The organism is Pseudarthrobacter adonitolis (assembly GCF_055412845.1).
Genome location: NZ_JBVAYW010000005.1, coordinates 20,134 through 45,891, shown reverse-complemented (window position 1 = coordinate 45,891; position 25,758 = coordinate 20,134). Strand labels below are relative to the sequence as shown.

Here is a 25,758-nt window from a genome sequence, read left to right as displayed (position 1 = left end):
CCCCGCCGTGCCTCCTCAGGAAGGAGGCGGCGCCGTCGTACCCCTGATGATGAGCTGGTGGGGCGCGACGGCGGATCGGACCGCCCCGACCGTGCCGTCCAGTTCGTCGAGGAGCATCTTGGTAGCCAGCTCGGCCTGCTCGTCGGGCCGCTGTCCCACCGTGGTCAGGCCCACCGCGTCAGCGAAATCGTGGTCATCGATCCCCACCACCGAGAGGTCCTCAGGCACCCGCACGCCTACGCGTGTGGCTTCGAAGATGACGCCCATGGCCATTTCGTCGGAGGCGCAAAAGATGGCGGTTGGCTTAGGGCCGACTGCGGCCCAGAGGCGCCGGAACGCTTCCTGACCGCTGCGGACCGTGAAATCGCCCCATTCGTCCCACTCGGGGCGGGTGGGCAGCCCCGCTCCTGCCATAACGTCCTTGAAAGCCAGGATCCGCACGCGGGGAACGTCGAAGTTAAGGTCCGTTTCGTCGTCGCCGTGCAGGAGGGCAATGTCCCGGTGGCCGAGGTCGATCAGGTGCCGTACGGCGGTGGACGCTGCGGCGTAGTCGTCGATGCCGATGTACGCGCACTCCTCCACATGGCCGCCCACCACGATCAGCGGGATATCAATCTTTTGGAGATGGTCCAGTTCCTCGTGGCTGAGCGCCATACACAGGACAAGCAGGGCGTCAATCTGCTTATAAACCATGGTCTTGCTGAACAGGCGTTCGCGGTTGCTGCCGTGACCGCCCAGGTTGAAGAGCGAAAGGTTGTAGTGGCGGGCGTGAAGTTCGCGGTCCGCGCCCTCAATGGCCTTGGAGAAGAACCAGCGGCTCACGAACGGTGCCAGGACGCCAATGGTCTTGGTGCGGCCGGTGGCCAGTCCTGACGCCGACGACGACGCCACATAACCCAAAGCACCCGCCACCTCGAGGATCTTCTCCCGGGTGGCGGGCGAAACCCTGGGAAGCCCGCGCACGGCCCGGGAAACGGTGGCAGTGGATACGCCTGCGGCCGCTGCCACGTCCTCAATGCTGACGCCGCTATGGCCACCCCGTTGAGACCTTTCAGCCATGCGTGCCACCGTTTCCCCTCATGGGCTCAACCCTAATATCCGCTATGCATTTGCCCCCAAGCCTTGCTGGGTTGCGGGCCGCCCGACGTCACAGCTTTACCTGCCTGCCCGCCCCCTGCGTCCGGCCGGCCCCTCATGCTGGTCAGTCTGGGGCCGGTCAGCCCTTGAGGCCGCCAGCCAGGAGACCCCGGACAAAGTAGCGCTGCAGGCCGAAGAACACAGCAAGCGGCACAATGATCGACACGAACGCAGCCGCAGGGTTCAGGTAGTCCCTGTTTCCACGGGTCCCTGAGATCTCAGCGAGCCGTTGGGTGATGGGCGCTACGTCTGCTGTTCCACCGGAGAACACCAATGCCACGAGCAGGTCATTCCAGACCCACAGGAACTGGAAGATGGCCAACGACGCCAAGGCCGGCACGGACAACGGCAGGATGATCCGCCAGAAAATGGTGGTGTGGCCCGCCCCATCCACCTTCGCGGCCTCGATAACTTCGCCCGGGATCTCCGAGATGAAGTTATGCAGGAGGAAGATGCCCAACGGGAGCCCGAACATTGTGTGGGCGATCCAGAGCTGGGTATAGGACCCGGGCGGAATCTGAAGCACTTGGGTGAACAGCGTTAGCAGCGGAATGAGGGCCATCTGCAGCGGGATGATCTGCAACGCGAAAACGATAATGAACGCCCATTCGCGGCCTTTGAAGTTGCCCCATGCGAACATGTAGGCCGCCATGGAAGCGAGCACCAGGACAAAGACGGTTACCGGGATGACAATCGCCAAGGAGTTGACGAAGTACTGCGAAAGGTTTGCCGACTGCGATCCTGCCGCTGCCGTGACATCGACGTAATTCTTGAAAGTGAAATCCCAGTCCGCAAAAAAGTTCCACCAGCCGTCCGAACGCGGGCCCACCTGTTTGGCCGCCGGACGAATGGAGGACACCAGAAGACCGAACGTGGGCACTGTCCAGATCGTCGCAATGATCACGGCGGCGGCGGTGGCCCACCGTGAGGTCAGCTTGGTCTTGACCCGCCGCATGATCGGAGCGGAATCCTCGGGCGAAGCGGGACGGCTTTTGTCCTTGCGTGTCTGGGTCCGGGAAGTGTTGGCCGCCTCATCCGGCGCTGGCATGACGGTCATCGGATTTCCCTTTGCTGACGGAGTACGCGGGCGTTGTAGACCACGATTGGCAGGACGAGCAGGAACAGGATGAGGGCAAGCGCTGCGCCCCTGCCCGGTTCGCCGGCACGGAAGGCCTGCGTGTACATCTCGTTGGCGACCACAGAGGTGTCGTAGTTGCCCGCCGTCATGGTGCGGACAATGTCGAAGACCTTCAGCGTGGCTATGGTGATGGTTGTCAGCACTACAACCAAAGCGCCCCGAATGCCGGGAATGGTCACATTGCGGAACTGCTCCCAGGCATTGGCACCGTCGAGCCGCGCTGCCTCAACCAGTTCCATCGGAACGCCTTTGATGGCAGCAGAGAGGATCACCATGGCAAAGCCTGTTTGGATCCAAACCATCACGATGATGAGGAAGATGGTGTTTTCCGGGGCATCAAGGAGGAACTGCTTGGGATCCATTCCCAGAATGACCCGCAGAGCGTTAATGACGCCGGTCTGTTCGATGCCGGGGCCGCGGTAGTCGTAGACGAGCTTCCAGATAATGCCGGCGCCAACGAATGAGATGGCCATCGGCATAAAGACCAGGGCTTTGAGGACCTTTTCGCCGCGGGCTTTGTCGATGAACACCGCGTAAGCGAGGCCGAAACCAGTGGAGAGGAACGGCACCAGCACCGTCCAAATGACGGTGTTTCGCAGCGTAACCAGCGCCTCAGGCTGCGTAAACATCCAGACGAAGTTATCGACTCCGTTTGGCTGTCCGGAGGCATTCGTGAATGCCAGAAACGACGTCTGCACGGCGGGATAGACCAAGCCCACCAGCATCAGGATTGCCGCTGGTGCCAAAAAGCCAACGATCGTCAGTTTGTCTTTGACTGATTTGGGAGCCCTGTCCACAATCAGCATGATCAGCCCAATTAGCGCGGCAAAAACCGCTAAGGCGATAAAAACTTGAAGAAACTTTCCTCCAAGAAACTCCATTGCCCAACCTCCGTGGTGTGCGTGGATCAAATTCGTTCGGGATCAACATCGCGCCCTTGGGACTTGTTGTCCCAAGGGCGCGATGTGAGGAGGTTAGCTCTTAGGCCAGCTGCCTTCGATGCTGTCGGCAACCTGCTGGGCGGGAGTGCCGTTGATCCATGCAACGATGCCCTTCCAGAAGGAGTTGGAACCTACGGCGCCGGGCATCAGGTCAGAGCCGTCAAAGCGGAAGACGGTGTCCGGATCCTGGAGCAGGGCGATCGACTGCTTGTCGAGTTCCGTCTGGGCGTTTGCCGGGTCCAGTCCCTTGTTGGCACTGATCACGCCACCGAGCTTGACGCGGTTGTTGGCGAACTCGGCGCTGGCCAGGTAGGCCTGGAATGCCTGGACCTCGGGGGTGTCCTTGTAAGCGCCCACCATCTCGCCACCGCCGGTGATTGCCTGACCCTTGCTGGCGTCAATGGGAGGTGTCATGAAGGCCCAGACGTCGCCCTCGGGAGCCACAACGGTCCCTTCCGGCCAGTTGGCAGCCTGGAAGTTGGCCTGGTGGTGCATGGCGCACTGGCCGTCGAGGACGGGCTGTCCTGCCTGCGCGAAGCCGGTTGTCAGGATGGAGCGCACATCGCCGAAGCCGCCGTTGACGTACTTGGAGTCAAGGAGGATCTCGCCGGTCTTGTTCAAGGCAGCCACGATCTTGGGATCGTTGAAGGGGATCTCATGGCTCACCCACTGGTCATAGACTTCGGGGCCCTCGGCGCGAAGGACAACGTCCTCAACCCAGTCGGTGCCCGGCCAGCCGGTCGCTTCGCCGGATTCGAAGCCTGCACACCACGGCTTCATGGCGCCGTCATCAGCGATCTTCGACGACAGTGTCATCATTTCGTCCCAGGTCTTGGGAACTTCCCAGCCCTTGTCCTTGAAGGTCTTCGGGGCGTACCAGACGTAGCCCTTGACGTTCGCCAGCATCGGGGCGGTGTAGAAGACCCCATCCACCGTGCCGTACTTCTTCCAGTCGGCGGACCAGTTCTTGTCCACCAAATCAGAGACTGCCTTCGGCGCCGGCTTCAGATTGCCCGCCTTGGCCTGATCGGCCATCAGCCCCGGCTGCGGGAAGATGGCGATGTCCGGGGCGTTTCCTGCCTTCGCCCGAACACCGATCTGGGTCTCGAATTCCTTGCTGCCCTCGTACTTGATGGTCGCTCCGGTGCATTCCTCAAACGTTCCGAATGCGGTTTCCAGGTTCGTTGCCTCGATGTCCACGATGGTGGAGTAGACGGAGACTGTCTTGCCGTCGTGCTTGCCGTAGCTCTCGTAGGCAGAGCAGTCGCTTCCGGTGGTGCCGCCACCTCCGCCGCCGGGGCTACATGCAGTCAGGGACAGCGCCAGAATTCCGGTGGCAGCAACCGGAAGCAGGTATTTGCGGTTTTTCATGCTGAGGACTCCTCGGTGAGTTTACAGAACTTCAACAGGTGCGACTGAGGCAACGGACATCATTGCGTGATATGAATCACACACTAATCAGGCTCCGACCATGAATGCAAGCGTTTACACCCGGTTGTGACCGAAAGGATACCAAGGCCCCAACCCACCCGGGCGGAGCGTCGCAGCGGTGCCCCACGAGGCCGAAAGCCGCCCTCCACGCACGTTTTCCTGCCTGCAGGCTGCACAAAAGAAGGCGCCGCGCTCCCGGGGAGCGCGGCGCCCAATTAGGCTCCTTGGGGCGTGAGCCCCCGGCTTAGGCTACTTGCCCTTGAACAGCCCGGCGATCCTGGCGCCAAAGCCCTTCACGTTCTCAGTCACGCTGCCAGCCAGTTCCTTGGCGTTTTCAGCCACGTCACCGGCGAGTTCCTTGGCGTTCTCAGCCACATCGCCGTCGAAGAACTCCTTGACGTTTTCTGCAGCTTCGCCGGCGAAGTCCTTCACGTTTTCTGCAGCTTCGCCAGCGAACTCCTTGGCCTTTTCTGCCGCGCCTTCGACCCCTTCGTTTGCTGCTCCGCTGTCAGTTACTTGCTCGCTCATGGTGTTCTCCTTGATGGCCCGGTTATTACATCCGGACAGTGGTGGTGGCCGGGCGATGTCCGCCGGCATCGGCAAGATCAGATGTCCCCCGCATCACACTAACGGACGCGTTCGGCCCGGCTGAACCGCGTCCTGGCCCCGGCGCCGATGTGGATCAGGACCGGCGTCCGCTTTCCCACCACCTGGTCCAGGGCGTCCACCAGGGCAGAGACCTCGGCCGCCAGGAGGTGCGGCGCCACGCCCTGGCGCGGCTGGAGCCGGATTTTCAAAGCCGGGCTGCCTTGGACATCGTAGGTTGCCACCGTGGCACCCGCCAGATCGGGCCGTTCAGCCAAGGTGTGCTTCAACGCCTGCTCGGCTACTCCCCCGCTGATCCGCACGTCTCCGGCCACTGTCCCGGGATCGTACTCGGCGACCAGGAAGTTGCTCCGGCCTTTGCCCTGCTGCGCGATCCAGGCAACCATCAGCCCGATCAGAACCACCAGGGCAAGCGCCATCACAATCCAGAGCCAGCTTTCTGGACGTCCCGGAAAGCGGGTGTTGTCGAAGGACTGGTTGACGCTGCGCCAGACCGATCCGGACCAGGCATGCCACCAGGTCACCACAGGCGGAACCGTGGCCAGCAGGACGAGCAGGATGCCCACGGCGAGCAGCTTGAGTCCGAGGATGCCCAGCAGGATCCTGTTGAGGAGCGAGGGGGTGGCCGTCATGCTCCAATCACTCCTACGGTGGAAATGTTCACGCGGACGTCAGGCAACGGGACCAGTGACATCCCGCTGAGCTCGTCCTGGACCGCGGCCAGCACCGCCGCTTCGGCCACTGGAACCCCTGAGGTGGGGCGCACATTCACGATGACCTGCCGCCGGGACACCACCACCATGACCTGTTCCGGGGTGACATTGGCGGCGAGCCGGGCGCTACGCGCCAGGGCGGAGGCGATGACCTCGTCATCGACCACCACGGCGGACGAACTTCCGGTGCCGTTCAGCGCGTGCCGGGCGCGTCTTCCCGGCAGGATGGCGTTGAGCAGGAAAAACAGTCCCACCATGGCTACCACGGCGCCGCTGGCACCGAGCAGCAGCGGCGGGATACCCGCCGGCAATGCAACGATGCGCTCCGCCGCCAGCTGCGGTTCGATCAGCCAAGCCGGCTGTCCGATGGCGTGCACGGCCGATTCGAGAAGACCGTAGCCGGCCAGCCCCATCACCAGGACGGCTGCCACCGTTGCCACTGTTGCCCGCGAGGAATGGGTTTCCCGGTAGACGACCTTGCGCATGTCAGGTTGCGGCTGGGCGCGGGCTCGGCTTGTTGGCCTCGAATCCGCCAGGTCCCCGTCCACTGATCCGCCGCTCACTGGACCCTGCCTCCCTCGATCGGTTTAACGCCGCTGATGCGGATATCCACCCTGCTCAGAGTGGCGCCGCTGAGGGCCGTGACAGTTGAAAGGATCCTGGTTTTGGCATCGACCGTCCGGTCCCAAATGGATCCACCGAATGCGGCGACCCGGCCTGGGTCCCTGAGCACGGTGGTTAGCGGCGGAATCCTGATAGGTGACACCAACGACAGAGCCAGCAGGCCGTCGTCGTCCGTCCAGTACGCCCTGACATCCTGGGGCTCCACACCGAGGGCTTCCGCGGCGGCTGTCCTGGCAAGGCTGGTCAGGGCCTGCGTGCTGATGCGGTTGTGTCCGCTCAGGACCCGCCCCTGGATGGATGGTTCGGCTGACGTCATGACGAGGAGCGCCGGCCGGTGATGGCATCCAGGACGCCGCGCAGGTCCAGTTTCCCTTCCGCAGCGCGGCCCAGGAGGGCGCCAATGGCCATAAAGAGGAGCGAGACCAGGAAGCCCCACAGCCCGAACTGGAAGGACATAAACGCCACGAAGGCGCCCATGGCGATCCCCACAACGGTCAGATTCACAGCAGTGCCTCCCTCTCGGCGACGGCAGGGGCTCCGACCTTCGCCGGCAGCGCCACGTAGACATCGGTTATTTCGACATTCACTTCAATGACCTGAAGGCCGACGAGTTCCTCGACCGCGCGGTAAACAGCTGACCTGACCTGATCGGCCAGGGAATGCAGGGGCGTGCCGTAGGAGGCCACCAGGCTGATGTCCACTGCCACCTGCGTCTCGCCGACCTCGGCGCGGACACCGGCAGCATGGTCCGAACTGCCGACGGCGTCCCGGATTGCTCCGAGCGCACGGGACGGAGCCGAGCCCAAAGAATAGACGCCGGGCACGGCACGGGCGGCAATGCCGGCAACTTTGGCCACGGCGGTCTCAGCGATCACGGTGCGTCCATGCCCGGGCACGGACGCCTGGTTGGCGGCATGGTGGCTGGTAGCAAGCTGGCGCTCGACGCCCGCATCGGGTTGTGGGTTCTGGTATTCCATCAGACACTCCCCCTTCTGTTGTTCCCAACCCTATCTCTAACGTGTCTTCCGGCGTCGGAATCTGCGGGAGAGTCAGCATCCTTGCATAAGAGCCTGCCCCGCCCCGTCCCGAGTTTTTGTCCACCTATTGCCCTGAAAAGCGTCAAGATCGGTGATTACCTGGACAAAAAATTCGAGGTGGGTGGGTGAGGGTGGGGAGTGCGGGGTTGCCCAGGTGGCTGCCGGGTTAAAGAAGAAAAGCACCAGTTCCGAAGAACTGATGCTTCCCAGTGGTGGCTCCGACCGGCGTCGATCCGGTGACCTTTCGATTTTCAGTCGAACGCTCTACCAACTGAGCTACAGAGCCTAGGTGACATGTCACCTTGACCGCCGGAATTTCTTCTGGCAATCAGAGCGACCCTGACGGGACTTGAACCCGCGACCTCCGCCGTGACAGGGCGGCGCGCTAACCAACTGCGCTACAGGGCCTTGATTTTCTTGCTTCGCGGCATCGCTACCGCTTTTTTCAAGGCTTCCAGCTTACCAGACGTTTTCAGCCTGCCAGACCAGTTCCTTGCGTACCCCCAACGGGATTCGAACCCGTGCCGCCGCCGTGAAAGGGCGGTGTCCTAGGCCGCTAGACGATGGGGGCCAGAACCCGTTCGGCACAAAATAAAAGGCTTCGAGCCGAGGCCCTCAGTCTTTTCGTTTGCAGTTGCTCCGAACTGGACTCTAAAACTATAGGGCCTCGGCGGGAATATCTCAAAATCGGCCCAGAGCCACCTGACCCAAGCGGCCGGAACAGGCGAAGATGGACAGATGGATGCCGTCGCCGCGCTCAATGAAATTGCTTTCTGGTTGGAACGGGAACGCGCTGCCACCTTCAAGGTCCAGGCCTTCCGGAAGGCGGCCGGGATCATCGCCGGGCTTGACCCTGCCGAGGCGGCCGCCCGGGCCCGGGACGGCAGGCTCAAGAGCATGAAGGGCATCGGCGACAGGACATACCAGGTGGTCCGGCAGGCCGTGGACGGCGAAGTGCCCGAGTACCTTAAGGACCTCCGCCAGCGCAGCGCGGAGCCTCTGGCGGACGGCGGGGCCGAGCTCAACGCGGCACTCCGCGGCGACCTGCACAGCCACAGCGACTGGTCCGACGGCGGCTCCCCCATCCAGCTCATGGCAGACGCCGCCCGCCTGCTGGGCCGCGAGTACCTGGCGCTGACAGACCACTCCCCCAACCTGACCATCGCCAACGGGCTCAGCGTGGAGCGCCTGACCGAACAGCTCGACGTTGTGGCCGCCGTCAACGCTGCCTCCGCAGTTGACGGCAAAGAGGACGGATTCCGGCTCCTGACCGGCATCGAGGTGGACATCCTGGAATCCGGCGAACTGGACCAGTCGCCGGACATGCTGGAACGGCTGGACATCGTGGTGGCCAGCGTTCATTCCAAGCTTCGGGCGGACCGCGACACCATGACCCAGCGGATGCTCAAGGGCATCCAGAACCCCCAGAGCAATGTGCTCGGCCACTGCACCGGACGCCTGGTGGAGGGCTCCCGTGGCACGCGGCCGCAATCGGACTTCGACGCCCGGGAGGTATTCGCGGCGTGCGCGGAATACAACGTGGCGGTAGAGATCAACTCCCGCCCCGAGCGGCAGGACCCACCGGACAACCTGATCCAGCTGGCCCTCGACGCCGGCTGCCTGTTCTCGATCGACAGCGACGCCCACGCTCCGGGCCAGCTCGACTTCCTCCAGTACGGGGCGGCCCGCGCCGCGCACAACAACGTTCCCGCGGAGCGCATCGTTACCACCTGGCCTCTGGAGCGCCTGTTGGAGTGGTCAGCCGGGCATTGGCAGAAACTCGACTAGACGTGACCGATTCCCGCCGGCTGCCGGCGTTGCCGCCGGGATAGATTGGCAGCATGCCTTCAAGCACCCCTCCCAGCGCAGCAACATCAACGGCGCTTCGCCCACCACCTGGCCGTTCTAACGCGCTCGGCGTCGCTGCCGTGGCGGTCACCGTGGTGCTCTGGGCCTCGGCATTCGTGGGGATCCGGGCCATCGGCCCCACCTTCTCCCCCGGATCCCTGACCCTGGGCAGGCTGGCGGTTGCCGCCGTCGTGCTCGGCGCACTGGTCCTGCCGCAACTGGCCAAAAGCAAGCTGCTGCCGCGAGGCAGCGAATGGTGGCCCATCCTGGGGTACGGCGTGATGTGGTTCGGCGGCTACAACGTGGCCCTGAACGCCGCGGAGCACCTGCTGGACGCCGGGACCGCCGCCTTGCTGATCAACGTCAACCCCATCCTGGTTGCCATCATGGCCGGATTCTTCCTAAAGGAGGGCTTCCCGCGCTGGTTGATTATCGGGAGCCTGGTGGCGTTCGGCGGGGTTGCGCTGATCGCGCTCGGCTCCGGCTCAGGTTCCGGGGAACGTTCGACGGCGGATGTGGCAGGCGTGCTGCTCTGCCTCCTTGCCGCCGTGCTCGCCGCCGTCAGCGTCATCATCCAGAAGCCGGTGTTGCGGAAGTTCCCGCCAGGCCAGGCCACCTGGTTCGGCATCATGGTGGGGGCCGTCTGCTGCCTGCCGTTCAGCGGCCAGCTGGTGTCCGAACTGCAGTCCGCCCCGCTGCCGGCAACACTGGGCCTGGTGTATCTGGGCATCTTCCCCACCGCCGTCGCCTTCACCACCTGGGCCTACGCACTGTCCCTGATTGACGCCGGAAAACTGGCGGCCACCACATACCTGGTGCCAGGCACCACCATCCTGATCTCCTGGCTGCTCCTCAGCGAAGTCCCCGCAGTGCTGGGCCTCGTGGGCGGGGTGGTCTGCCTGGTGGGCGTGGGCCTGACGCGCCGCAGGTCCCGGTAGGGGCTCCGTTCAGTGTCAGGAGGGCTTCACTGCCGTACCCGCGATGATCGGCGTGGCCAGGGCAACCGCCGGGGCCTCCAACCTGCTGACTTCCGCGAATTCGAACCCGGCTTCGCCGATGGATGCCACCGTGTTCCGGTTGAGGTGGCACCCGGGCGCCACGCAACGGCCCCAAAGACCGTCCAGCCTGTCCTGCCAGCGGCCCGCACGGCCCTGTCCGCGGACATGTTCCAGCACCGCGAGGGTCCCGCCGGGTTTGAGCACCCTGCGGGCCTCCAGCAGGGCAAGCCGCTGATCCGGCACCGAGCACAGAACCAGGGTGAACACGACGGCGTCCGCTGCGCCGTCCGGCAGCGGCAGGTGCTCCGCATCGGCGTCGGAAACTTCCACCGGAACCGATGACTCCCCGAGTCGGGAGCTCAATCTTGCCCGCATGTACCGGTCCGGCTCTACGAGGATTACCCGCTCAGCCCGGCGGAAGTGCCGCAGGTTGGCCCCGGTGCCTGCGCCGACGTCCACCACGGTTCCCGTCAGCCTGGAGAGCAGCCGCGCCCGGCGAGGAGCCAGCTCCCGGCGCTCCAGAGGGGCCGACAGCCTGTCGTAGGTGGCGGCAAAAAGGCGATGGCGGACGGACATCCGGCTCCTCACTGGGCAGTCAAGGACGGGTTTCAGTATGCGCGCCAATCCGGCTGCGGACTAGAGTCTGCTTATGCCCGCCAACCTGCCGCCCGGACTGCCCATCATCCCGGACGGCCCGCAAGAGCCGAGTCCGTTTGAGATGTCCGCTGACGATTTCGAAGCCGCTGTGACGGATGCCCTGGGACTGATCCCCGCCAAACTGGCGGCGGCCATGGACAACGTGGCGGTGTTTGTCGAGGACGACTACGTGCCCGGCCCGGGCGAGGACCCGGACACCGTTCTGCTGGGCCTCTATGAGGGTGTTCCCTTGACGGAGCGGGACTCATGGTGGGATGCCGGTTCGCTGCCGGACCGGATCACCATCTTCCGCCAGCCCATCCTGGACATCTGCGGGTCGCGCGACGAGGTGATCCAGGAAGTGGCTGTGACGGTGGTACACGAGATAGCCCACCACTTCGGCATCGACGACCGGCGCCTGCACGAGCTCGGCTGGGACTAGCCTTGTAGGCATGGGACACGACCACAGCCACACACACGGGATCACGGCGACAGGCCGCCACCGCAAACGGCTCATCGCCGTCCTGGCCATCACCCTGGCGGTAGTGGTGGTCCAGGTGGTGGGCGCGGCACTGTCCGGATCATTGGCCCTGCTGGCGGACGCCGGCCACATGCTGTCTGATGCGGCAGGCGTTACCATCGCACTCCTGGCCGCCTGGATCGCGGGACGCCCGGCGAGTGATCAGCGGACCTACGGCTACCAGCGTGCTGAGGTCCTGGCCGCCCTGGCCAACGCGCTGATCCTGATTGTCATCTCGGTGGTCATCTTCACCGAGGCCATCCGCAGGATCGGCTCCGCGCCCGAGGTCCACACCGACATCATGCTCTTCGCCGCCATCTTGGGCGCGGTGGCCAACCTGGTCTCGCTGCTGATCCTGCGAGGCGCACACCAGGACAGCCTGAATGTCCGGGGCGCCTACCTTGAGGTGCTGGGCGACCTGTTGGGCTCAGTCGCCGTCATCATTGCTGCCCTGGTCATCATGTTCACCGGCTACCAGGCGGCCGACACCATCGCCTCCGTGCTCATTGCCCTGATGATCCTGCCGCGGGCTTGGAGCCTGCTGCGCGATGTGGTGGACGTCCTGCTGGAGGCGACCCCCAAGGGCGTGGAAGTGCAGATGATCCGCGAGCACATCCTCAGCGTTGACGGAGTGGTTGACGTCCATGACATCCACATTTGGACGATCACGTCCGGTGTGCCGGTGTTTTCGGCCCACGTGGTGGTGGAGGACGGCGTCCTTAATGCCCGCGGCGCCGACCAGCTCCTGGACAGGCTCACCACCTGCCTGGGGTCCCACTTTGACACCGAGCACTGCACTTTCCAGCTGGAACCCGCCAGCCACTCGGAGCACGAATCGCGTCAGCACGCCTGACGCACGCAGCAGGGCGGCGCGGATTCGGCCAACACGCCGGACCAGATGTGCCGGAATTACACTCTTGTTGTTTATGTTATTGATGTGACCAGTGTTGCCAAAGTGCAAACGCTCACGTAGCCTCGGACTGCTGGGTGATCAGCAGAGGGGCTCCTTGTGCCGCCACCAGACCTCACTCCCCTGGCCTTAACTACGTGCGAGGTTCTGCGAATGGGTTTGACCGGATCCGGCCTGAAGGCCGCCGTGCTGTGCACCGCCGTCGTACTTTTCGGCACCATGACCCTCCCCGCCCAAGCAGCCCCGCTGCCGCAGGCTCCGACCGTCCAGCGCCCGGCGTCGCCGGAGCTTCCCACCCCGGAGGACATCGCCACAGCTAAGGCGAGTGAACGCGCGACGGCGGATCAGGTCGCCATCATCGAACGCCTCCTCGCAGACGCCACCAGCGCCCAGCAAGCCACGTTTGCCTTGTCGCTGCAGGCCAACAACGCCTACGGCGAAGCCCTGGTGGGACTGCAAGACCGCAGGATGGCGGCGGAAGTGGCCACGGCCAAGGCCACCGCTGCGACGCACGAGCAGGACAGGACCCGGAAGCAGGTAGGCCAGCTCGCCGGTGACCTCTACCGCAACGGCGGGCTGAACCCTACGCTGGGCACGTTCGTCAGCGGCAACGCCGAAGCCTTGCATCAGGCCGCGACGCTGGAAGCCATTTCGGCCAGCCGGAGCCGCGCCTTCGAAGCGGCCGCATCCGCAGCGTCCGCGGCGCAGTCCCTGACGGCCGCCGCCGACGACGCCAACCGGGCCGCTGACGACGCCGCCCGGAAGGCCGAAGCCCGCAAAGAAGAGGCTGAACAAGCCAACGCCACCCAGACCAAGGCCGTAGCCGAAGCCGCGGCGCAGCGGACAATCCTCGTGGATCAACTCGCCCAGCTGCGGAACACCACGGTGGCCATCGAATCGGCACGCATTGGCGCTTTGGACCGGCAGCGCGAGGAGGCCAGGCTCGCCGAATTAACTGCGGCTGCTGATCGGGCTGCGGCGGCGCAAGCAGCAGACCGGCCTGCCGCTGGACCGGCCGCCGGCGGGGACCTGCCGGCCGCACCGGCTCCAGCGCCTGTTCCAGCACCAGCCCCAGCGCCCGCGCCTGTTCCAGCACCAGCCCCAGCGCCCGCGCCTGTTCCCGCACCAGCCCCAGCGCCCGCGCCTGTTCCAGCACCAGCCCCAACGCCCGCGCCAACACCGGCCCCATCGCCGGGCGGTTCCAACGAGACTGCCATCTCCGTGGCGATGTCCAAGGTGGGGTCGCCGTACTTCTACCAATACGGCGGCACCGGCCCCAACGGTTTTGACTGCTCCGGCCTCGTGCAAACGGCCTTCGCCGCCGCGGGCAAGTACCTGCCGCGCACCGCTGCGCAGCAGTACGCGGCAGCTCCCGTTCATGTGCCGATCTCCCAGGCACTGCGCGGCGACCTGCTGGTCTGGGGCTCAGCACCGGGCTTCTATCACGTGGCCATCTACTTGGGGAACGGCCAGGTAGTGCAGGCGCTGAACCCGGATGAGGGCATCGGCGTGACCCAGTTGAACTGGATGGCCGGGATGCAGCTCCACCCTTACGCAGCCCGCTACTGACCCGGCCAGGGCTCCTGTCCGGGACTTCAGCCTCAGGGCTCTAGTCTCCAGGAAGCAAACTCAGTGCATCCAGCCTCAGGACAGAACGTCCTTGGTGACGAACCGGCCATATGCGAGCGCCCCGAACACGGCGACGTAGCCCGCCTGCAGCACCGCGTTGCTGGCAAAAGAGTCCCACAGCACCGGTTGGCGAAGGACGTCCGCGAAGCCGAACCAGTAATGCGTAAACAGCCAAGGATGCAGCCATTCCAACTGCGGCAACTGGTCCAGCACCTGCGAGACCACTGACAGCACCACCGTGGCGGCCATGGCGCCGACGGGTACCACTGTCAGGGTGGACAGGAACAGGCCGATCGCCGAAAGTCCGGCCAGGGACACCGCAAGATACGCAGCAATCAGGGCCAGCCGCAGCGCGGCCTCAGGCGGCTGGACGACATCGCCGGACAGGAGCGTTACCGGCCCAACGGGGAACAGCGACATTCCGATCGCTGCCCCGGCAAGGGCCACCGCGACGGGCGCGGCCAGGCAGAACGCCAGCGCTCCGGCGTACTTCACCAGCAGCAGGCGCACGCGCCCGGCGGGCGCCACCAGCAGGTACCGCAGCGTGCCCAGGCTCGCCTCGCCGGCGATGGTATCGCCCGCCACCACCCCAATGGTCAAGGGGAGGAACAGCGGCACCGAGACCAGCATTGCCGTGACCGCCACAAAGAGCCCGTTCTGGCTGATCCGGTCCAGGAAGGCCGGTCCCCTCCCCGGAGGAACGGATGACGAGAGCCGGACGGCGACGGCGATCAGCACCGGAATCGCGGCAAGAGCCAGCAGCATGGCCGCGGTCCGGCGGCGCCGGAAAAGCGTCTTCAGCTCAGACGCCAGCAGGGACAGGCTCGACGGCGCACCCGAAGCACTGCTGGCGTCAGAACCACTGCTGGCCTCGGGAACGGCTGCCGGAACACTACCGGCCTCAGAAGCACTATTGGGCAATGTCGAACCCCTCCCCCGTCAGCGCAACAAAGCGCTCCTCCAGGCTCTCCCGCTCAACGGAAAATCCACGGACCCGCACCCCGGCCGCCACGAGCTCCGCCACAATGTCCTCCGGAGCCTCAAGCCGGGACGCAACCGCGACGGCGGTCAGCATGTCCCCGTCCGGTTCAGGCGTTCCCCTTCCCGGGGACATGCCCAACCGCAGCAGGACCTCACTGGCCGTCCCGGCGTCGGGCGTTAACAGGCGGATCCGCGACTCGCCGGTCTGGCGGAGCTCCGCCAGCGGCCCCTGGGCCACCAGCCGTCCGGCGCTCATGATGGCCGCGTACGTACAGATCTGTTCCACCTCCGCCAAAAGGTGGCTGGAGACGAAGACGGTGGCACCGTCGGCGGCCAGCGACCGGACCAGGCTCCGCACTTCCCGCGTTCCCTGCGGGTCCAATCCGTTGGTGGGCTCATCGAGCACCAGCAGTTCCCGCGGCGACAGCAGCGCGTTGGCGATCCCCAGCCGCTGCTTCATACCCAAGGAGTAGGCATGTACCCGCTTGCCGGCGGCGTGTGAGAGACCCACCCGCTCAAGCGCGGCAGCAACGCGGGCGGTCCGGGTAGCTGGCGCCGCATGCCGGCCGGCGGCGTCCAGGCGATGCAGGTTGGCGGTGCCGGAAAGGAAAGGATAAAACGCCGGCCCCTCCACCAGGGCACCGACGCGCGGCAGGACCTCGTGCAGGCGCTGCGGCATCGGTAGGCCCAGGACGCTGACGGTTCCGGCCGACGCCGCGGCAAGGCCCAGCAGCATCCGGATGGTGGTGGTTTTGCCGGAACCGTTGGGGCCCAGGAACCCGAACACGGCACCTTGCGGCACAGCGAGGTCCACGTTGTCGACCGCCAGCTGGTGGCCGAAACGCTTGGTCAGGCCTTGGGTCTCGATTGTCAGCCCGGCCGTCCCGCTCCCTGCAGAGGTGGTCCGGGCGGCGGCTATCCCGGCAGCCGCCCCCCCGGCCGCGGTCACGCTGCGCCGGCGGCGGCCTGGAGCCGCTCCGCCGGGACCATCCCCACAAAGATCCTGCCGTCGTCGGTCAGTAGGACGTTGACCAGTGCCGTGGACAGGAGCCGTCCGCCGGGCACGACGACGGCGGCCTGGGACAGGATCGGATCCTTCAGCAAGGATTCAGTCCAGGCAGCCCCTTGCCCGTTGGGTGCCGCGGGGAACCCGATCACCGTTTCCCAGCCCTTGCCGGTCACCGTTGGCCGGGGTGCGTCGCGGTGCCGCAGACGAGCGTCGCTGCCGGGAATCTTGTCCGGGGCGGGAAGCTGTTCCGGCGGGGGAACCTGGTCCGGCGCGGGAACCTGATCCGGCGCGGTGGGCTGGTCCGGGCCCCCGTCGGGGACTACTCCGGGCGTAATCCCTCCGAAACTGGGCGGGAGGGCCGGCATGCCGGGCTGGGGCGGGAGCGGTGGTACCTGCAGCTCCTTGACCGTGGCGCCTGGCGGGGCAACGAACGTAAACACCGAGTCGTCCGGGGCCGCCAGGGACAGGCTGGTGAAGCCAGCCTCGAAACCTGGTTCTGCCTGGCCGCGTGCCATCACCGATACCCGCAGCGGCATTCCTGTCTCGCCGTCGACGGCGATGGCAACTTTCTCAACCAGCGTCCCCTGCGTCCTCGGCGCCAGTACCAGGCTGTAGGCGGACCGGCCGGCGACTTCGGCGTCCGGGCCCACCGTCACCTCGGTGGAACTGTCCACGACGGCGAGGAACTTCCGGGCCAAGTCGTCGGGCGTCGGCAATACAGGTGGGACCGGCAGGTCCTTGCCGGGCAGGATGGGCATGGGCAGAACGGGCGACGGCAGGTCCGGGCTCGGCAAATCGCCGGGCAGTGCGGGAGCTTCAGGGACCTGCAGCGGCAGGTCGCTGGCGAACGCCGGCAAGGCCAGGTGGGCGGCGCTATTGTCCTTGGAGTTGTAGAACCACACGTCGCTGTCGCGGCGGATGACGTCCCGTTCAGCCAGCCGGTCCATCACTTGGACCCGCACCTTTGTTGGCCCATCCATAAAGATCCGGGCAGTGTGCTCACCGGTCAGGAACTCCAGGATCGAAGCGGCCCCGCCGGCCGACACCGGTCCGGAACTGGGACCTGCGGCCGGCAGTTCGGGCAGGCCGAGCTTGGCGGATTGCTCGACTGTTCCGGAGAATGACCGGGTGCTGTGCTGGCCCAAGAGGGTCAGGACCTCAGCCGGAGACTTTTGTGGCAATGGATCGCCGGCCCGCGCCGGAATGGATCCCACCAGCACACCGGCGGCGATCACTGCAGGTACAGCTGCGGCCGGCACCCAGCGCAGCCATGCGCGGTTCATGCCAGCCCCGCTTCATCCTTGGAGCTCATACTTCAGGTTACGCCTGGGGACCGCCGCGCACACGTCTCTTCTGGAAGTCATGCCGAGGGCTCTCCGGCTACGAAGGCACCACGGTACCGGCGCCGCCGTCGACCGTTATTTCCTGCCCGGTGGAAAGCCGAAGCGTGGCGTCCGGGACGCCCACCACCGCCGGGATGCCGTACTCCCGGGCCACGACGGCCCCGTGGGAATTGGGCCCTCCCATCTCCATCACCAGTCCGCCCGCGGTGAGGAACAACGGCGTCCAGCCGGGGTCCGCGGACGGCGCCACCAGGATTTCTCCCGGTTCCAGGTGCGCACCCACCGGGTCGAGGATCACGCGGGCAGTCGCCGTGACAACACCGGCCGACGCCGGACTCCCGGTCAGTGCCCCCGGCACCGTGGATGCCGCCACAGCGTCGCCGGATGGTATGGCTTCCGGTTCCGTGCCGTCCGAAAGCAATACCCGGGGTACGTGGCGCCGTTCGAGTTCCACGGCGTAGTCCGCGCGCCGCTGCGCCACCAGGTCGCGGAGGTCAGCTGTTCCGGAATTTAGGCCGGCCCTGGCTTCGTCCAGATCCAGGAAAAAGATGTCATCCGCCTCGGCTAGCGCCCTGGGCCAAGGGTGCAGGCTGGCCAGGTAACCGGAGTTCAGCGTCATGGAACCGTCCTCGTTCGTGCGGATATCGGAGTGCTGATGGCTGCCGCCGGTGTGGGCGATCGCAACCAGACACAGACCCAGCAGAATCACAAGGCCTGAGGCGGCTACCGCGACGGGCCCAAAGAACGGTCCCCGCAACTGCCCGAACAACGTCATCCCGATGATGGCGCCAAAAAGCAGAAGCCCAGGAGATAACTAATCCTGAAGACAGGTGAGACTCGTCTTGCGCTGGACGCGCCCATTACTATTTGTCTTACCCCATCAGGCCCCCTTTGGAGAAGGTGCACAGTGCTCCCGCCAGAACAACCCTTGAGAACCATCGAGCAAATCCAGAACCTTATTCTGGAAAGCGCCGATTTCGAGCACTTCCTCAATGAACTGGCCAGGTTCTCGGCCCACCAGATGGCGGGTGACGGCGACGACGCGCTATGCGGCATTACACTGCTCCGGGACCGCAAGGCCGCCACCATCGGCTGGAGCAGCGACTCCGCCCGCGAAGTGGATCAAATCCAATACTCGCTTTCCCACGGCCCGTGCCTCACGGCAGCAGAAGAACAGCGGGAAGTCCATGTCCCCGACCTGTTCGAGGAAGACCGATGGGGCCAGGACTACGCCAACGCCGTGGCTTCCCACGGGCTGCGGTCCGTACTTTCGCTGCCCTTCAATCTGCAAGGGGACGCCAAGGCGGCCCTGAATCTCTATTCAGAGGCGCCGAACAAGTTCGATGAACGCGCGTCCGCCCAGGCAAGGGGCTACACCCGGGAAATCTCCCAGGCACTCCGGCTGGCCGTCCGGATCTCGCTCCACACGGACGCCGCGGCTCACCTGCGTGCCACGCTGGAGTCCCGGACCATGATCGACATATCCGTGGGGATTGTCATGGCACAGAACCGCTGCAGCCAGAACGCTGCGGTCAGGATCCTCACCGATGCATCCAGCCACCGCAACACCAAGCTTCGCGATATTGCCAAATCGCTGGTGGAGTCAGTGGGCGGGCCGGGCACCCACACCCATTACCAGGAGCCGGACCAAGTGCAGGCCGGCTAGGCCGTCCTGCTTTCACGGCCGTAACGACTCACGTCAAGGTGCCCGCAAAAGTGTTGTGCTGGCCTCAGCTATTTAAGCTCGCTTGGATGATGTTTAAATCCGAGGCTTTGGCTGCGGCGGTGATCAGCTGGTCTGGGTAGTGGGGAGGCCGGCCGGGCGGGTGATCGCCATGAGTGCAGCGAGTCCGACGGCTCGGCTTCCGTGAGGGTCCCTGAATCGATGACGCGTCGGCATGGGGGCCGCGGCTTGTCCTAGAACCGGGTCTTCTCCCGTGTTTGTTCGAACTGCGGCTGATTGCTTTGGTGGTGGCGGTGAAAAGGTCCAGCCGCACCCTGACAAAAGCGCAAAGGGCGTTGAAGAGCTCTAGCATCGACGGCCGTGTCGTAGCGGTAATGGCAAGCGTGCCCACGGACGGCGTCACCGTTCTTCTGTCGGACCTGCCCGCCAGGACAAACGCCCCTGATACCAGGCGTATCCCCAACCATTGTCGGGCTCAGCCAGGTGGGGCTCTGAACAGGGCGAGAGCTAGCCGGATTCCGACAGCTCATTCCGGTTCACCTTCCTGGCTGAGAAAAACCCCTGCCGTTGTGCAACCCGAGGACCAGAGGGTAATCTTCTTGAGGGTTGAGCCATCGGCCATAGACACGCCTTTTTTTGGAGTACCTATGGACCGCAAGTTGCATGCCCTCGTCAAATTCGATGTCTCAATGGATGCCGTCGAAATCGACGTGCGGGGGAGCCTGACCCACGATTCCCGCACCGCCCTCACATACATTGTTCGCCGTATCCGGCGAATGGGCATCACATCCCACATCCGGGTGAACTTGTCCCAAGCAGCCCTTGTGGAATCTCAAGCCTTGGAGGGGCTCCGCAGCGAACTCAACGCGTTCGCGGGCGGGCCCACGAAAGTGGGCCTCGCCATCGGATCCGGAGTTTCACTGGAATTCATGGAGCGGCCATCCGTCCTCTCCAAAGAAGCCGTAGCAGGGTCTAAATCCATGGAGATCGCCAGCCAATTCACCGTCCCGAGTGATTCAGACGGATTCGGGCCGCTGGACACGTACTCCGACGGCGAACTCTTCGCCGCCAGCGACTTCGCCTTTGGCCTCCTGGACCAGCCCACTACGTTTGCCGGCCCGGAAATACTGGCGCAATACAGCATCATTGGCATGGAAATCTCCCGGCGGGAAATGCAAGGTGCCACGGCGGACCCCGTTGAGAGGGCACTCATGGAAAACACGCCTGTCATCCCCGCCGACTAGTCGAACCCGCCGCTGGCGCCGCCGTGACTATGGCAGCTTTGTTCGTACCCACCAGGGCAATCTAAGCGGGACCCACTTCAGCCATTTCGGGGTGTCACGGGCAATCTAAACGGGACCCACCCTCACTGTTGTGACAACGCTTTTTTGGTTGCTCAAGGTGGAGGTTCGAATGGAGTCTCGGGTGGAAGTTTTTGCGCGGATCCGGCGTGATGCGCGTGTGGAGGCCTCTCGATCAGGGAACTCGCCCGACGTCATGGTGTCGGCCGGCCAACTGTCCGGCAGGCCCTGGGGCAGGCGGAACCACCAGGCCGAAAGCCCCGGGTGCGGACAGCGCCCCGGTTGGGAGATGTTCAAGGCCATGATCGACGCTATGCTCCGGCAGGACCTCGAGGGTCCCCGCAAGCAGCGTCATACCGCACGACGTGTCTTCGCTCGCCTCGTTGATGAGCACGGGGCAAGGGAGCTGTCCTATTCGACGGTCCGTGACTACGTTCGCAAACGCCGTCCAGAGATCGATGCGGAAGCTGGCCGCCTGCCGGAGGTGGTCGTCCCTCAGGAACATGCACCAGGGGCGGAGGCGGAAGTCGACTTCGGGGAGGTCTGGGTGGTGTTGGCTGGGGTGAAGACCAAGTGCCATATGTTCACCTTCCGCCTGTCCAGCTCCGGCAAAGCGATCCACCGGGTCTATTCGACCAGGCGCAGGAAGCGTTCCTCGAAGGCCACATCGATGCATTCGAGGACATTGGTGGTATCCCGACCCGACACATCCGGTACGACAACCTCACCGACGCGGTCGTGAAAGTCATCTATGGCACCGGCAGGCAGCGGACCGAGAACCAGCGGTGCTCTTGTTCCGGTCGCACTACGGGTTTGACGCTTTCTACTGCCATCCCGGCATCGAGGGCGCTCATGAGAAAGGCGGCGTCGAGGGGGAAGTCGGCCGGTTCCGCCGCACCCACCTGTCCCCGATGCCCGTTGTTGATTCCCTTGCCGAGCTCAATAACCAAGTCAGGCAGTGGGATATCGATGACGAGGACCGCCGTATCGATAACCGTCTTCATTCTGTCGCCCAGGACTTCGCCCTCGAGCGGCCGCTACTCGCGCCGATCACCGCGGAACGGTTCGAACCGGGCCTGACACTGACACCACGGGTGAACCGGTCAAGCCTTATCCGGGTACGGATGGCGTCTTACTCCGTTCCGGCCCGGGTCATCGGACGCCCGGTACGGGTTTTCCTTCGCGCGTCCGAGGTAGTCATCTTCGACGGCCGTACCGAAATCGCCAGGCATTCCCGGGTCGTTACGCAGCACGGGCAGAGCGTGAACCTTGACCATTACCTCGAGGTCCTCCACCACAAGCCCGGCGCCCTGCCAGGCTCGACCGCTCTGGCCCACGCACGAGCATCCGGGGCCTTCACCTCCGCCCATGAAGCGTTCTGGGCCGCGGCCCGCCGGCATGAAGCCTTGGGTGGGTCCGGTTGGACCGTCATCGTGGTGAACAAGCTCGTGGCCCCGAGCGACGGGTTGTCAGTCTTACTCAACGCCGTCTCGCGGATCCGGCCGCGGTCATCGCCGGTCTCCCAGCCGATAAAAGGCCATTGCCGTCAGTTGCCGTTTACGACCAGCTGCTGCGCCTGCCCGAACGAACAGAACCCGTAACCAATGACGCAGCCCAGAAGGGAACAGCATCATGACCACCACGACCAGCATCACCACGACCCTCCGACGAAGGCGAGGCCTCACTGAAGAGGCAGCCAACGCAGCGATCGACCAAGCCTGCCGCAGGCTCCGCCTTCCAACAATCCGCGCTGTCGTCGATGAAGCCACCACAGCAGCACAGAAGGAACAGCTGAGCTATCAAGGGTTCCTCGCAGAACTGCTGCTGGCCGAGTGCGACGACCGCGATCGCCGCTCATCGGTTCGACGAGTCAAAGCCGTAGGATTCCCGAGAGACAAATGGCTCGGAGATTTCGACTTCGACGCCAACCCGAACATCAATTCCGCCACCATCAACACGTTAGCCACCGGGGACTGGGTCCGCCGCGGGCAACCGCTCTGCCTCATCGGTGACTCAGGCACCGGCAAAAGCCACCTCCTCATCGGCCTCGGCACCGCCGCTGCCGAGAAGGCTTCAGGGTCAAATACACGCTCGCCACACGCCTCGTAAACGAACTCGTCGAAGCCGCCGACGAGAAGAATCTCGCCAGGACCATCGCCCGCTACGGCCGCGTGGAACTGCTGATGATCGATGAACTTGGTTACATGGAACTCGACCGGCGCGGCGCCGAACTCCTCTTCCAAGTCCTCACCGAGCGAGAAGAAAACAACTCGATCGCGATCGCGTCCAACGAGTCTTTCTCAGGCTGGACAAAGACCTTCACCGACCCCAGGCTCTGCGCCGCGATCGTTGACCGGCTGACCTTCAACGGCACCATCATTGAAACCGGCACCGACTCCTACCGACTCGCCCACACCCGCGCCCAACACATCACCTGATCAGCCGAGGTGGAAGCTACTTCACCTCTTCGAAGTGCTCGACAGCGGGGAACGGGTCGTAGAAACGGTGTAGTAGCTCTTTCCAGGTCTTGTACTCCTCTGACGTTCGGAACCCGGACGTATGAGCTTCCAGAGAGTCCCACTCCACGAGGAGCAAGTAGAGGTTGGGCGATTCCATCGATCGGGATAAGGAAAGGGACCGAAACCCGGGTTGCCTGCTGATGAGGGGACGCGCTAGCGCGAACGCCACCTCGAATTCCGATTCGTAACCCGAACGAACAGGAAGAATCGCGTGCTCAAGAATCATGCACCCAGCCTTTCACACCCTCCTGAGCCGACCCGGGACGCAGCACCCCCCCCCAACTGATCCACATCGATGGGTACCGCTTAGATCGCCCTCATGGGTCCCGCTTGTGGTGACATAGCCACCATTATGCACATCCAGACCAGCGCGGTATGAAGCCTCTCAAATCCGCTGAGGTTCCATGGCCATCCGAACACCCACCATGTTGATGGCAGTAAAGCACGAAGATGAAAATGAGCCCGATCAGGATGGGAAAAGTGATTGAGATCGGGCCCAGGTTCACAATCCACTCCTGCTGGGGAAACCACTGCGCCTGCACTAAGGCGCCGGTTTCCGCGCCAGGTATGTGCCGGCCTTAGAGGTTGGTTGCTGTGAGTGCTTGGTCGAAGATTGCCAGCGCCTGGACTACTTCGTCGGGGGTGACGACGGCGGGTGGGACGACGTGGATGCGATTGTCAGCGAGGAAAGGCAGCAGCCCGCGGCTCAGGAGTTCGGCTTTGAGCCGGCCCATGTACTCGGGGGTGACGGGCGTGCGGGCTGTGCGGTCTTGGACGAGTTCGAGCGCCCAGAAGACACCGCGGCCGCGGACTTCACCGATGATGTCGTGCTTTTCGGCCAGGGCGTTTAGGCCTGGTTCGAGATGGTCGCGGCCGATCCGGGCTGCGTTGCCGATGATGCCTTCTTCTTCAAAGGCTTCGATGGAGGCGACGATAGATGCTGCGGCGATTGGGTGGCCTGAGTAGGTCAGCCCGCCGGGGAAGACGCGTTCGTCGAAGGTGGCTGCGATCTCGCGGGAAATGATGACGCCACCGACGGGGACGTAGCCGGAGTTCACGCCCTTGGCGAAGGTGATGAGGTCCGGGGTGACGTTGAAGGCATCGAATGCGAACCAGTCGCCGGTGCGGCCAAAGCCGGCCATGACTTCATCGAGGATCATGACGATGCCGTACTCGTCGCAAAGTGCCCGGACGCCTTGGAGGTAGCCGGGCGTGGGGACGAGGATGCCGGCCGTGCCGGGGACGGTTTCGAGCAAGATCGCTGCGATCGACTGGGGGCCTTCGGCCTGGATGACGCGGCGCAGGTGGTGCAGGGCGCGCTCGGTTTCCTGTTCAGGGGTTTCAGACCAGAACTCGGAGCGGTACAGGTAGGGGCCGAAGACATGGACGTGGCCGCGGGAGTATTCGTTGGGGATGCGGCGCCAGTCACCGGTGGCAGCGATGGCTGCCCCGGTGTTGCCGTGGTACGAGCGGTAGCGGGAGATGACCTTTTCACGTCCGGTGTGCAGGCGGGCCATGCGGATGGCGTTTTCATTGGCGTCAGCGCCGCCGTTGGTGAAGAACACTTTCTCCATGTTGGCCGGGGCGTGGGACACGATCTTGGCTGCTGCTTTGGCGCGGACGTGGTTGGCTGCGCCGGGTGCGACAGTTGCCAGACTCGTTGCCTGCTGGGCGATGGCCGCGATGACCTTAGGGTGCTGGTGACCGATGTTGGTGTTGACCAGCTGACTGGAGAAATCCAGATAAGCATTACCCTCGTGATCCCATACCGTGCTGCCGGACCCGCCAGCGATTGCCAGCGGGTTCAGTGTCTTCTGGGCGGACCAGGAATGGAAGACGTTGGCTTTGTCCTGGGCGACGACTTCGGCGTTGCTGATGGGTGAGTTGGTGACTGAAGCGTCCAGGGTTGCCGGGCTGACGGTCATGACCGGTCCTCTCACTAGATGGGTGGGCTCTTGATCCATCATCCGGTTTTGTCCGCAGGCACCACCGTATACGTTTGTACAATCAGTTCAAGTGATTTCGACGTTTGAACATTAGAAGGGGCTGCTGCCGTGCCGCCAAGCTTGAATGTCCTTCTCCGTAGCCGCGCGCTGAAGCTTCGGCTGGTTGTCCCTCATTTGGGTGCGCCCCGACTTGAGGAGCCCATCAGTTGGGTTCACAGCTCTGACCTGGAAGACCCCACGCCGTTCCTGGATGCAGGCCAGTTGCTGCTGACCGACGGTACCCAGTTCCAAGTGGGCAGCGAAGCTGGATCGGCTGAGGGGCACCCGTCTCCGCCGGTTGCGCCCAACAGCTGTGGCTATGAGGAGTATGTGCGGCGGTTGGTAGATCACGGTATCGCTGGGCTTGGTTTTGCTACGCAGGTCATCCACGGAGTGCTTCCGAAAGGGCTGAAGGAAGCGTGCCGGGACCAGGGACTGCCCCTGGTGGAGGTGCCCGACAGGACTCCGTTTATCGCAATTATCCGCATGGTGGCGGATTACCTGGCCAGGGAGGAGCATGCCCGGGCCGAGTGGTCGCTGCAGGCGCAGCGGGCTATTTCCCGTGCAGCTCTTCGGCCCGATGGTCTGACCTCGATTTTGGGCGAGCTTGAGCGGCAGCTGCACAGCTGGGTGGCGCTCTATGACGCCGCCGGGAACTACGTTCGCATGCCTCGTAACCGTCCGCTCCCTTCGGATCTTGCTGTCGAGGTAACCCAAAGGGTGCGGAGCGCCTTGGATTTGGGGGCTCGTTCTGCCTCGCACTTGGAG

General features: G+C 64.3%; 23 protein-coding genes, 3 tRNA genes and 4 pseudogenes. 10 read left to right on the top strand and 20 right to left on the bottom strand.

The genetic code is table 11. The features are described from left to right. Positions 1-15: 15 nt before the first annotated feature. From ACZYZ4_RS07485 to ACZYZ4_RS07425, 13 genes are all read right to left on the bottom strand, one after another. Positions 16-1,068, bottom strand: coding sequence for a LacI family DNA-binding transcriptional regulator (locus ACZYZ4_RS07485; RefSeq protein WP_463859558.1), 1,053 nt, complete (start codon positions 1,066-1,068; stop codon positions 16-18). 148 nt (positions 1,069-1,216) lie between these two features. Further along, positions 1,217-2,194, bottom strand: a complete 978-nt coding sequence (locus tag ACZYZ4_RS07480; protein ID WP_463859556.1) for a carbohydrate ABC transporter permease — start codon at positions 2,192-2,194, stop codon at positions 1,217-1,219. After that, on the bottom strand, positions 2,191-3,156 hold the full coding sequence (locus tag ACZYZ4_RS07475; protein ID WP_463859863.1) for a carbohydrate ABC transporter permease: 966 nt from the start codon (positions 3,154-3,156) through the stop codon (positions 2,191-2,193). The genes ACZYZ4_RS07480 and ACZYZ4_RS07475 overlap by 4 nt, the downstream gene beginning before the upstream one ends. 93 nt (positions 3,157-3,249) lie before the next feature. Then, positions 3,250-4,587, bottom strand: a complete 1,338-nt coding sequence (locus ACZYZ4_RS07470) for an ABC transporter substrate-binding protein (RefSeq protein ID WP_463859554.1) — start codon at positions 4,585-4,587, stop codon at positions 3,250-3,252. 309 nt (positions 4,588-4,896) lie between these two features. After that, positions 4,897-5,175: a hypothetical protein gene (locus tag ACZYZ4_RS07465; RefSeq protein ID WP_463859552.1), complete on the bottom strand. Its 279-nt coding sequence runs from the start codon at positions 5,173-5,175 to the stop codon at positions 4,897-4,899. A 98-nt stretch (positions 5,176-5,273) separates the two neighbouring features. Beyond that, positions 5,274-5,885 carry a hypothetical protein gene (locus tag ACZYZ4_RS07460; protein WP_463859550.1) on the bottom strand — a complete coding sequence of 204 codons (612 nt, stop codon included), beginning with the start codon at positions 5,883-5,885 and terminating at the stop codon, positions 5,274-5,276. After that, positions 5,882-6,451: a hypothetical protein gene (locus tag ACZYZ4_RS07455; protein ID WP_463859861.1), complete on the bottom strand. Its 570-nt coding sequence runs from the start codon at positions 6,449-6,451 to the stop codon at positions 5,882-5,884. Before ACZYZ4_RS07455 ends, ACZYZ4_RS07460 begins: the two co-directional genes overlap by 4 nt. A gap of 74 nt (positions 6,452-6,525) precedes the next feature. Beyond that, the gene (locus ACZYZ4_RS07450) at positions 6,526-6,906 is read right to left on the bottom strand and encodes a hypothetical protein (protein ID WP_463859548.1); all 381 of its coding nucleotides are present in this window, start codon (positions 6,904-6,906) and stop codon (positions 6,526-6,528) included. Then, on the bottom strand, positions 6,903-7,094 hold the full coding sequence (locus ACZYZ4_RS07445; RefSeq protein ID WP_463859546.1) for a hypothetical protein: 192 nt from the start codon (positions 7,092-7,094) through the stop codon (positions 6,903-6,905). Before ACZYZ4_RS07445 ends, ACZYZ4_RS07450 begins: the two co-directional genes overlap by 4 nt. Then, complete coding sequence (locus ACZYZ4_RS07440; RefSeq protein WP_463859544.1) at positions 7,091-7,567, bottom strand: Asp23/Gls24 family envelope stress response protein; 477 nt, start codon at positions 7,565-7,567, stop codon at positions 7,091-7,093. Before ACZYZ4_RS07440 ends, ACZYZ4_RS07445 begins: the two co-directional genes overlap by 4 nt. A gap of 270 nt (positions 7,568-7,837) precedes the next feature. Beyond that, a tRNA-Phe gene (locus ACZYZ4_RS07435) sits at positions 7,838-7,913 on the bottom strand. 48 nt (positions 7,914-7,961) lie between these two features. Further along, positions 7,962-8,035, bottom strand: a tRNA-Asp gene (locus ACZYZ4_RS07430). A gap of 90 nt (positions 8,036-8,125) precedes the next feature. Then, positions 8,126-8,198: transfer RNA gene (locus ACZYZ4_RS07425), tRNA-Glu, on the bottom strand. Between the two features lie 167 nt (positions 8,199-8,365). On the opposite strand from ACZYZ4_RS07425, the gene ACZYZ4_RS07420 reads away from it, so the two are divergent. Continuing rightward, positions 8,366-9,415 (top strand): PHP domain-containing protein, encoded by a 1,050-nt coding sequence (locus tag ACZYZ4_RS07420; RefSeq protein WP_463859542.1) that lies wholly within the window; start codon positions 8,366-8,368, stop codon positions 9,413-9,415. 53 nt (positions 9,416-9,468) lie between these two features. Beyond that, on the top strand, positions 9,469-10,413 hold the full coding sequence (locus tag ACZYZ4_RS07415) for a DMT family transporter (RefSeq protein ID WP_463859540.1): 945 nt from the start codon (positions 9,469-9,471) through the stop codon (positions 10,411-10,413). A gap of 15 nt (positions 10,414-10,428) precedes the next feature. Here ACZYZ4_RS07415 and ACZYZ4_RS07410 read toward each other — a convergent pair whose 3' ends face one another. Continuing rightward, positions 10,429-11,049 (bottom strand): class I SAM-dependent methyltransferase, encoded by a 621-nt coding sequence (locus tag ACZYZ4_RS07410; RefSeq protein WP_463859538.1) that lies wholly within the window; start codon positions 11,047-11,049, stop codon positions 10,429-10,431. Positions 11,050-11,122: 73 nt separating this feature from the next. Here ACZYZ4_RS07410 and ACZYZ4_RS07405 point away from each other — a divergent pair, with 73 nt between their 5' ends. The 3 genes from ACZYZ4_RS07405 (at position 11,123) to ACZYZ4_RS07395 (ending at position 14,108) form a co-directional block, all read left to right on the top strand. Continuing rightward, the gene (locus ACZYZ4_RS07405; RefSeq protein ID WP_463859536.1) at positions 11,123-11,551 is read left to right on the top strand and encodes a metallopeptidase family protein; all 429 of its coding nucleotides are present in this window, start codon (positions 11,123-11,125) and stop codon (positions 11,549-11,551) included. 10 nt (positions 11,552-11,561) lie between these two features. After that, positions 11,562-12,482 carry a cation diffusion facilitator family transporter gene (locus tag ACZYZ4_RS07400; protein WP_463859535.1) on the top strand — a complete coding sequence of 307 codons (921 nt, stop codon included), beginning with the start codon at positions 11,562-11,564 and terminating at the stop codon, positions 12,480-12,482. Positions 12,483-12,692: 210 nt separating this feature from the next. After that, positions 12,693-14,108 carry a C40 family peptidase gene (locus ACZYZ4_RS07395; protein WP_463859533.1) on the top strand — a complete coding sequence of 472 codons (1,416 nt, stop codon included), beginning with the start codon at positions 12,693-12,695 and terminating at the stop codon, positions 14,106-14,108. A gap of 75 nt (positions 14,109-14,183) precedes the next feature. Here ACZYZ4_RS07395 and ACZYZ4_RS07390 read toward each other — a convergent pair whose 3' ends face one another. From ACZYZ4_RS07390 to ACZYZ4_RS07375, 4 genes and pseudogenes are all read right to left on the bottom strand, one after another. Continuing rightward, positions 14,184-15,089 (bottom strand): ABC transporter permease, encoded by a 906-nt coding sequence (locus ACZYZ4_RS07390; RefSeq protein WP_463859531.1) that lies wholly within the window; start codon positions 15,087-15,089, stop codon positions 14,184-14,186. Further along, the gene (locus ACZYZ4_RS07385) at positions 15,079-16,098 is read right to left on the bottom strand and encodes an ABC transporter ATP-binding protein (protein WP_463859529.1); all 1,020 of its coding nucleotides are present in this window, start codon (positions 16,096-16,098) and stop codon (positions 15,079-15,081) included. The genes ACZYZ4_RS07390 and ACZYZ4_RS07385 overlap by 11 nt, the downstream gene beginning before the upstream one ends. Continuing rightward, entirely contained in the window at positions 16,095-17,441 is a 1,347-nt protein-coding gene (locus ACZYZ4_RS07380; protein WP_463859527.1) for a LolA family protein, read from the bottom strand. Before ACZYZ4_RS07380 ends, ACZYZ4_RS07385 begins: the two co-directional genes overlap by 4 nt. 97 nt (positions 17,442-17,538) lie before the next feature. Beyond that, positions 17,539-18,072: pseudogene (locus ACZYZ4_RS07375) on the bottom strand (PEP-utilizing enzyme); the annotation flags it as partial. 357 nt (positions 18,073-18,429) lie between these two features. On the opposite strand from ACZYZ4_RS07375, the gene ACZYZ4_RS07370 reads away from it, so the two are divergent. The 4 genes and pseudogenes from ACZYZ4_RS07370 (at position 18,430) to istB (ending at position 22,924) form a co-directional block, all read left to right on the top strand. After that, positions 18,430-19,167, top strand: coding sequence for a GAF and ANTAR domain-containing protein (locus ACZYZ4_RS07370; RefSeq protein ID WP_463859526.1), 738 nt, complete (start codon positions 18,430-18,432; stop codon positions 19,165-19,167). A gap of 665 nt (positions 19,168-19,832) precedes the next feature. Continuing rightward, positions 19,833-20,429: a hypothetical protein gene (locus ACZYZ4_RS07365; RefSeq protein WP_463859524.1), complete on the top strand. Its 597-nt coding sequence runs from the start codon at positions 19,833-19,835 to the stop codon at positions 20,427-20,429. Positions 20,430-20,598: 169 nt separating this feature from the next. Continuing rightward, positions 20,599-22,122 (top strand): annotated as a pseudogene (gene istA / locus ACZYZ4_RS07360) (IS21 family transposase). After that, a pseudogene (istB, locus tag ACZYZ4_RS07355) lies at positions 22,119-22,924 on the top strand (IS21-like element helper ATPase IstB). The pseudogenes istA and istB overlap by 4 nt, the downstream one beginning before the upstream one ends. A gap of 16 nt (positions 22,925-22,940) precedes the next feature. On the opposite strand, the gene ACZYZ4_RS07350 reads toward istB, so the two are convergent. Both ACZYZ4_RS07350 and ACZYZ4_RS07345 read right to left on the bottom strand, forming a co-directional pair. Then, the gene (locus ACZYZ4_RS07350) at positions 22,941-23,231 is read right to left on the bottom strand and encodes an antibiotic biosynthesis monooxygenase family protein (RefSeq protein WP_463859522.1); all 291 of its coding nucleotides are present in this window, start codon (positions 23,229-23,231) and stop codon (positions 22,941-22,943) included. A gap of 352 nt (positions 23,232-23,583) precedes the next feature. After that, the gene (locus tag ACZYZ4_RS07345) at positions 23,584-24,930 is read right to left on the bottom strand and encodes an aspartate aminotransferase family protein (protein WP_463859520.1); all 1,347 of its coding nucleotides are present in this window, start codon (positions 24,928-24,930) and stop codon (positions 23,584-23,586) included. A 129-nt stretch (positions 24,931-25,059) separates the two neighbouring features. Here ACZYZ4_RS07345 and ACZYZ4_RS07340 point away from each other — a divergent pair. Further along, positions 25,060-25,479 (top strand): annotated as a pseudogene (locus ACZYZ4_RS07340) (PucR family transcriptional regulator ligand-binding domain-containing protein); the annotation flags it as partial. Positions 25,480-25,758: the final 279 nt, after the last annotated feature.

Excerpts from the sequence above, each read along its gene's own strand:
- ACZYZ4_RS07400 (WP_463859535.1), top strand. The coding sequence starts at position 11,562 with ATGGGACACGACCACAGCCACACACACGGGATCACGGCGACAGGCCGC.
- ACZYZ4_RS07440 (WP_463859544.1), bottom strand. The coding sequence starts at position 7,567 with ATGGAATACCAGAACCCACAACCCGATGCGGGCGTCGAGCGCCAGCTT.
- ACZYZ4_RS07415 (WP_463859540.1), top strand. The coding sequence starts at position 9,469 with ATGCCTTCAAGCACCCCTCCCAGCGCAGCAACATCAACGGCGCTTCGC.
- ACZYZ4_RS07365 (WP_463859524.1), top strand. The coding sequence starts at position 19,833 with ATGGACCGCAAGTTGCATGCCCTCGTCAAATTCGATGTCTCAATGGAT.
- ACZYZ4_RS07405 (WP_463859536.1), top strand. The coding sequence starts at position 11,123 with ATGCCCGCCAACCTGCCGCCCGGACTGCCCATCATCCCGGACGGCCCG.
- ACZYZ4_RS07350 (WP_463859522.1), bottom strand. The coding sequence starts at position 23,231 with ATGATTCTTGAGCACGCGATTCTTCCTGTTCGTTCGGGTTACGAATCG.
- ACZYZ4_RS07450 (WP_463859548.1), bottom strand. The coding sequence starts at position 6,906 with ATGACGTCAGCCGAACCATCCATCCAGGGGCGGGTCCTGAGCGGACAC.
- ACZYZ4_RS07395 (WP_463859533.1), top strand. The coding sequence starts at position 12,693 with ATGGGTTTGACCGGATCCGGCCTGAAGGCCGCCGTGCTGTGCACCGCC.
- ACZYZ4_RS07465 (WP_463859552.1), bottom strand. The coding sequence starts at position 5,175 with ATGAGCGAGCAAGTAACTGACAGCGGAGCAGCAAACGAAGGGGTCGAA.
- ACZYZ4_RS07410 (WP_463859538.1), bottom strand. The coding sequence starts at position 11,049 with ATGTCCGTCCGCCATCGCCTTTTTGCCGCCACCTACGACAGGCTGTCG.
- ACZYZ4_RS07455 (WP_463859861.1), bottom strand. The coding sequence starts at position 6,451 with ATGCGCAAGGTCGTCTACCGGGAAACCCATTCCTCGCGGGCAACAGTG.
- ACZYZ4_RS07470 (WP_463859554.1), bottom strand. The coding sequence starts at position 4,587 with ATGAAAAACCGCAAATACCTGCTTCCGGTTGCTGCCACCGGAATTCTG.
- ACZYZ4_RS07380 (WP_463859527.1), bottom strand. The coding sequence starts at position 17,441 with ATGAACCGCGCATGGCTGCGCTGGGTGCCGGCCGCAGCTGTACCTGCA.
- ACZYZ4_RS07480 (WP_463859556.1), bottom strand. The coding sequence starts at position 2,194 with ATGACCGTCATGCCAGCGCCGGATGAGGCGGCCAACACTTCCCGGACC.
- ACZYZ4_RS07420 (WP_463859542.1), top strand. The coding sequence starts at position 8,366 with ATGGATGCCGTCGCCGCGCTCAATGAAATTGCTTTCTGGTTGGAACGG.
- ACZYZ4_RS07475 (WP_463859863.1), bottom strand. The coding sequence starts at position 3,156 with ATGGAGTTTCTTGGAGGAAAGTTTCTTCAAGTTTTTATCGCCTTAGCG.
- ACZYZ4_RS07345 (WP_463859520.1), bottom strand. The coding sequence starts at position 24,930 with ATGACCGTCAGCCCGGCAACCCTGGACGCTTCAGTCACCAACTCACCC.
- ACZYZ4_RS07460 (WP_463859550.1), bottom strand. The coding sequence starts at position 5,885 with ATGACGGCCACCCCCTCGCTCCTCAACAGGATCCTGCTGGGCATCCTC.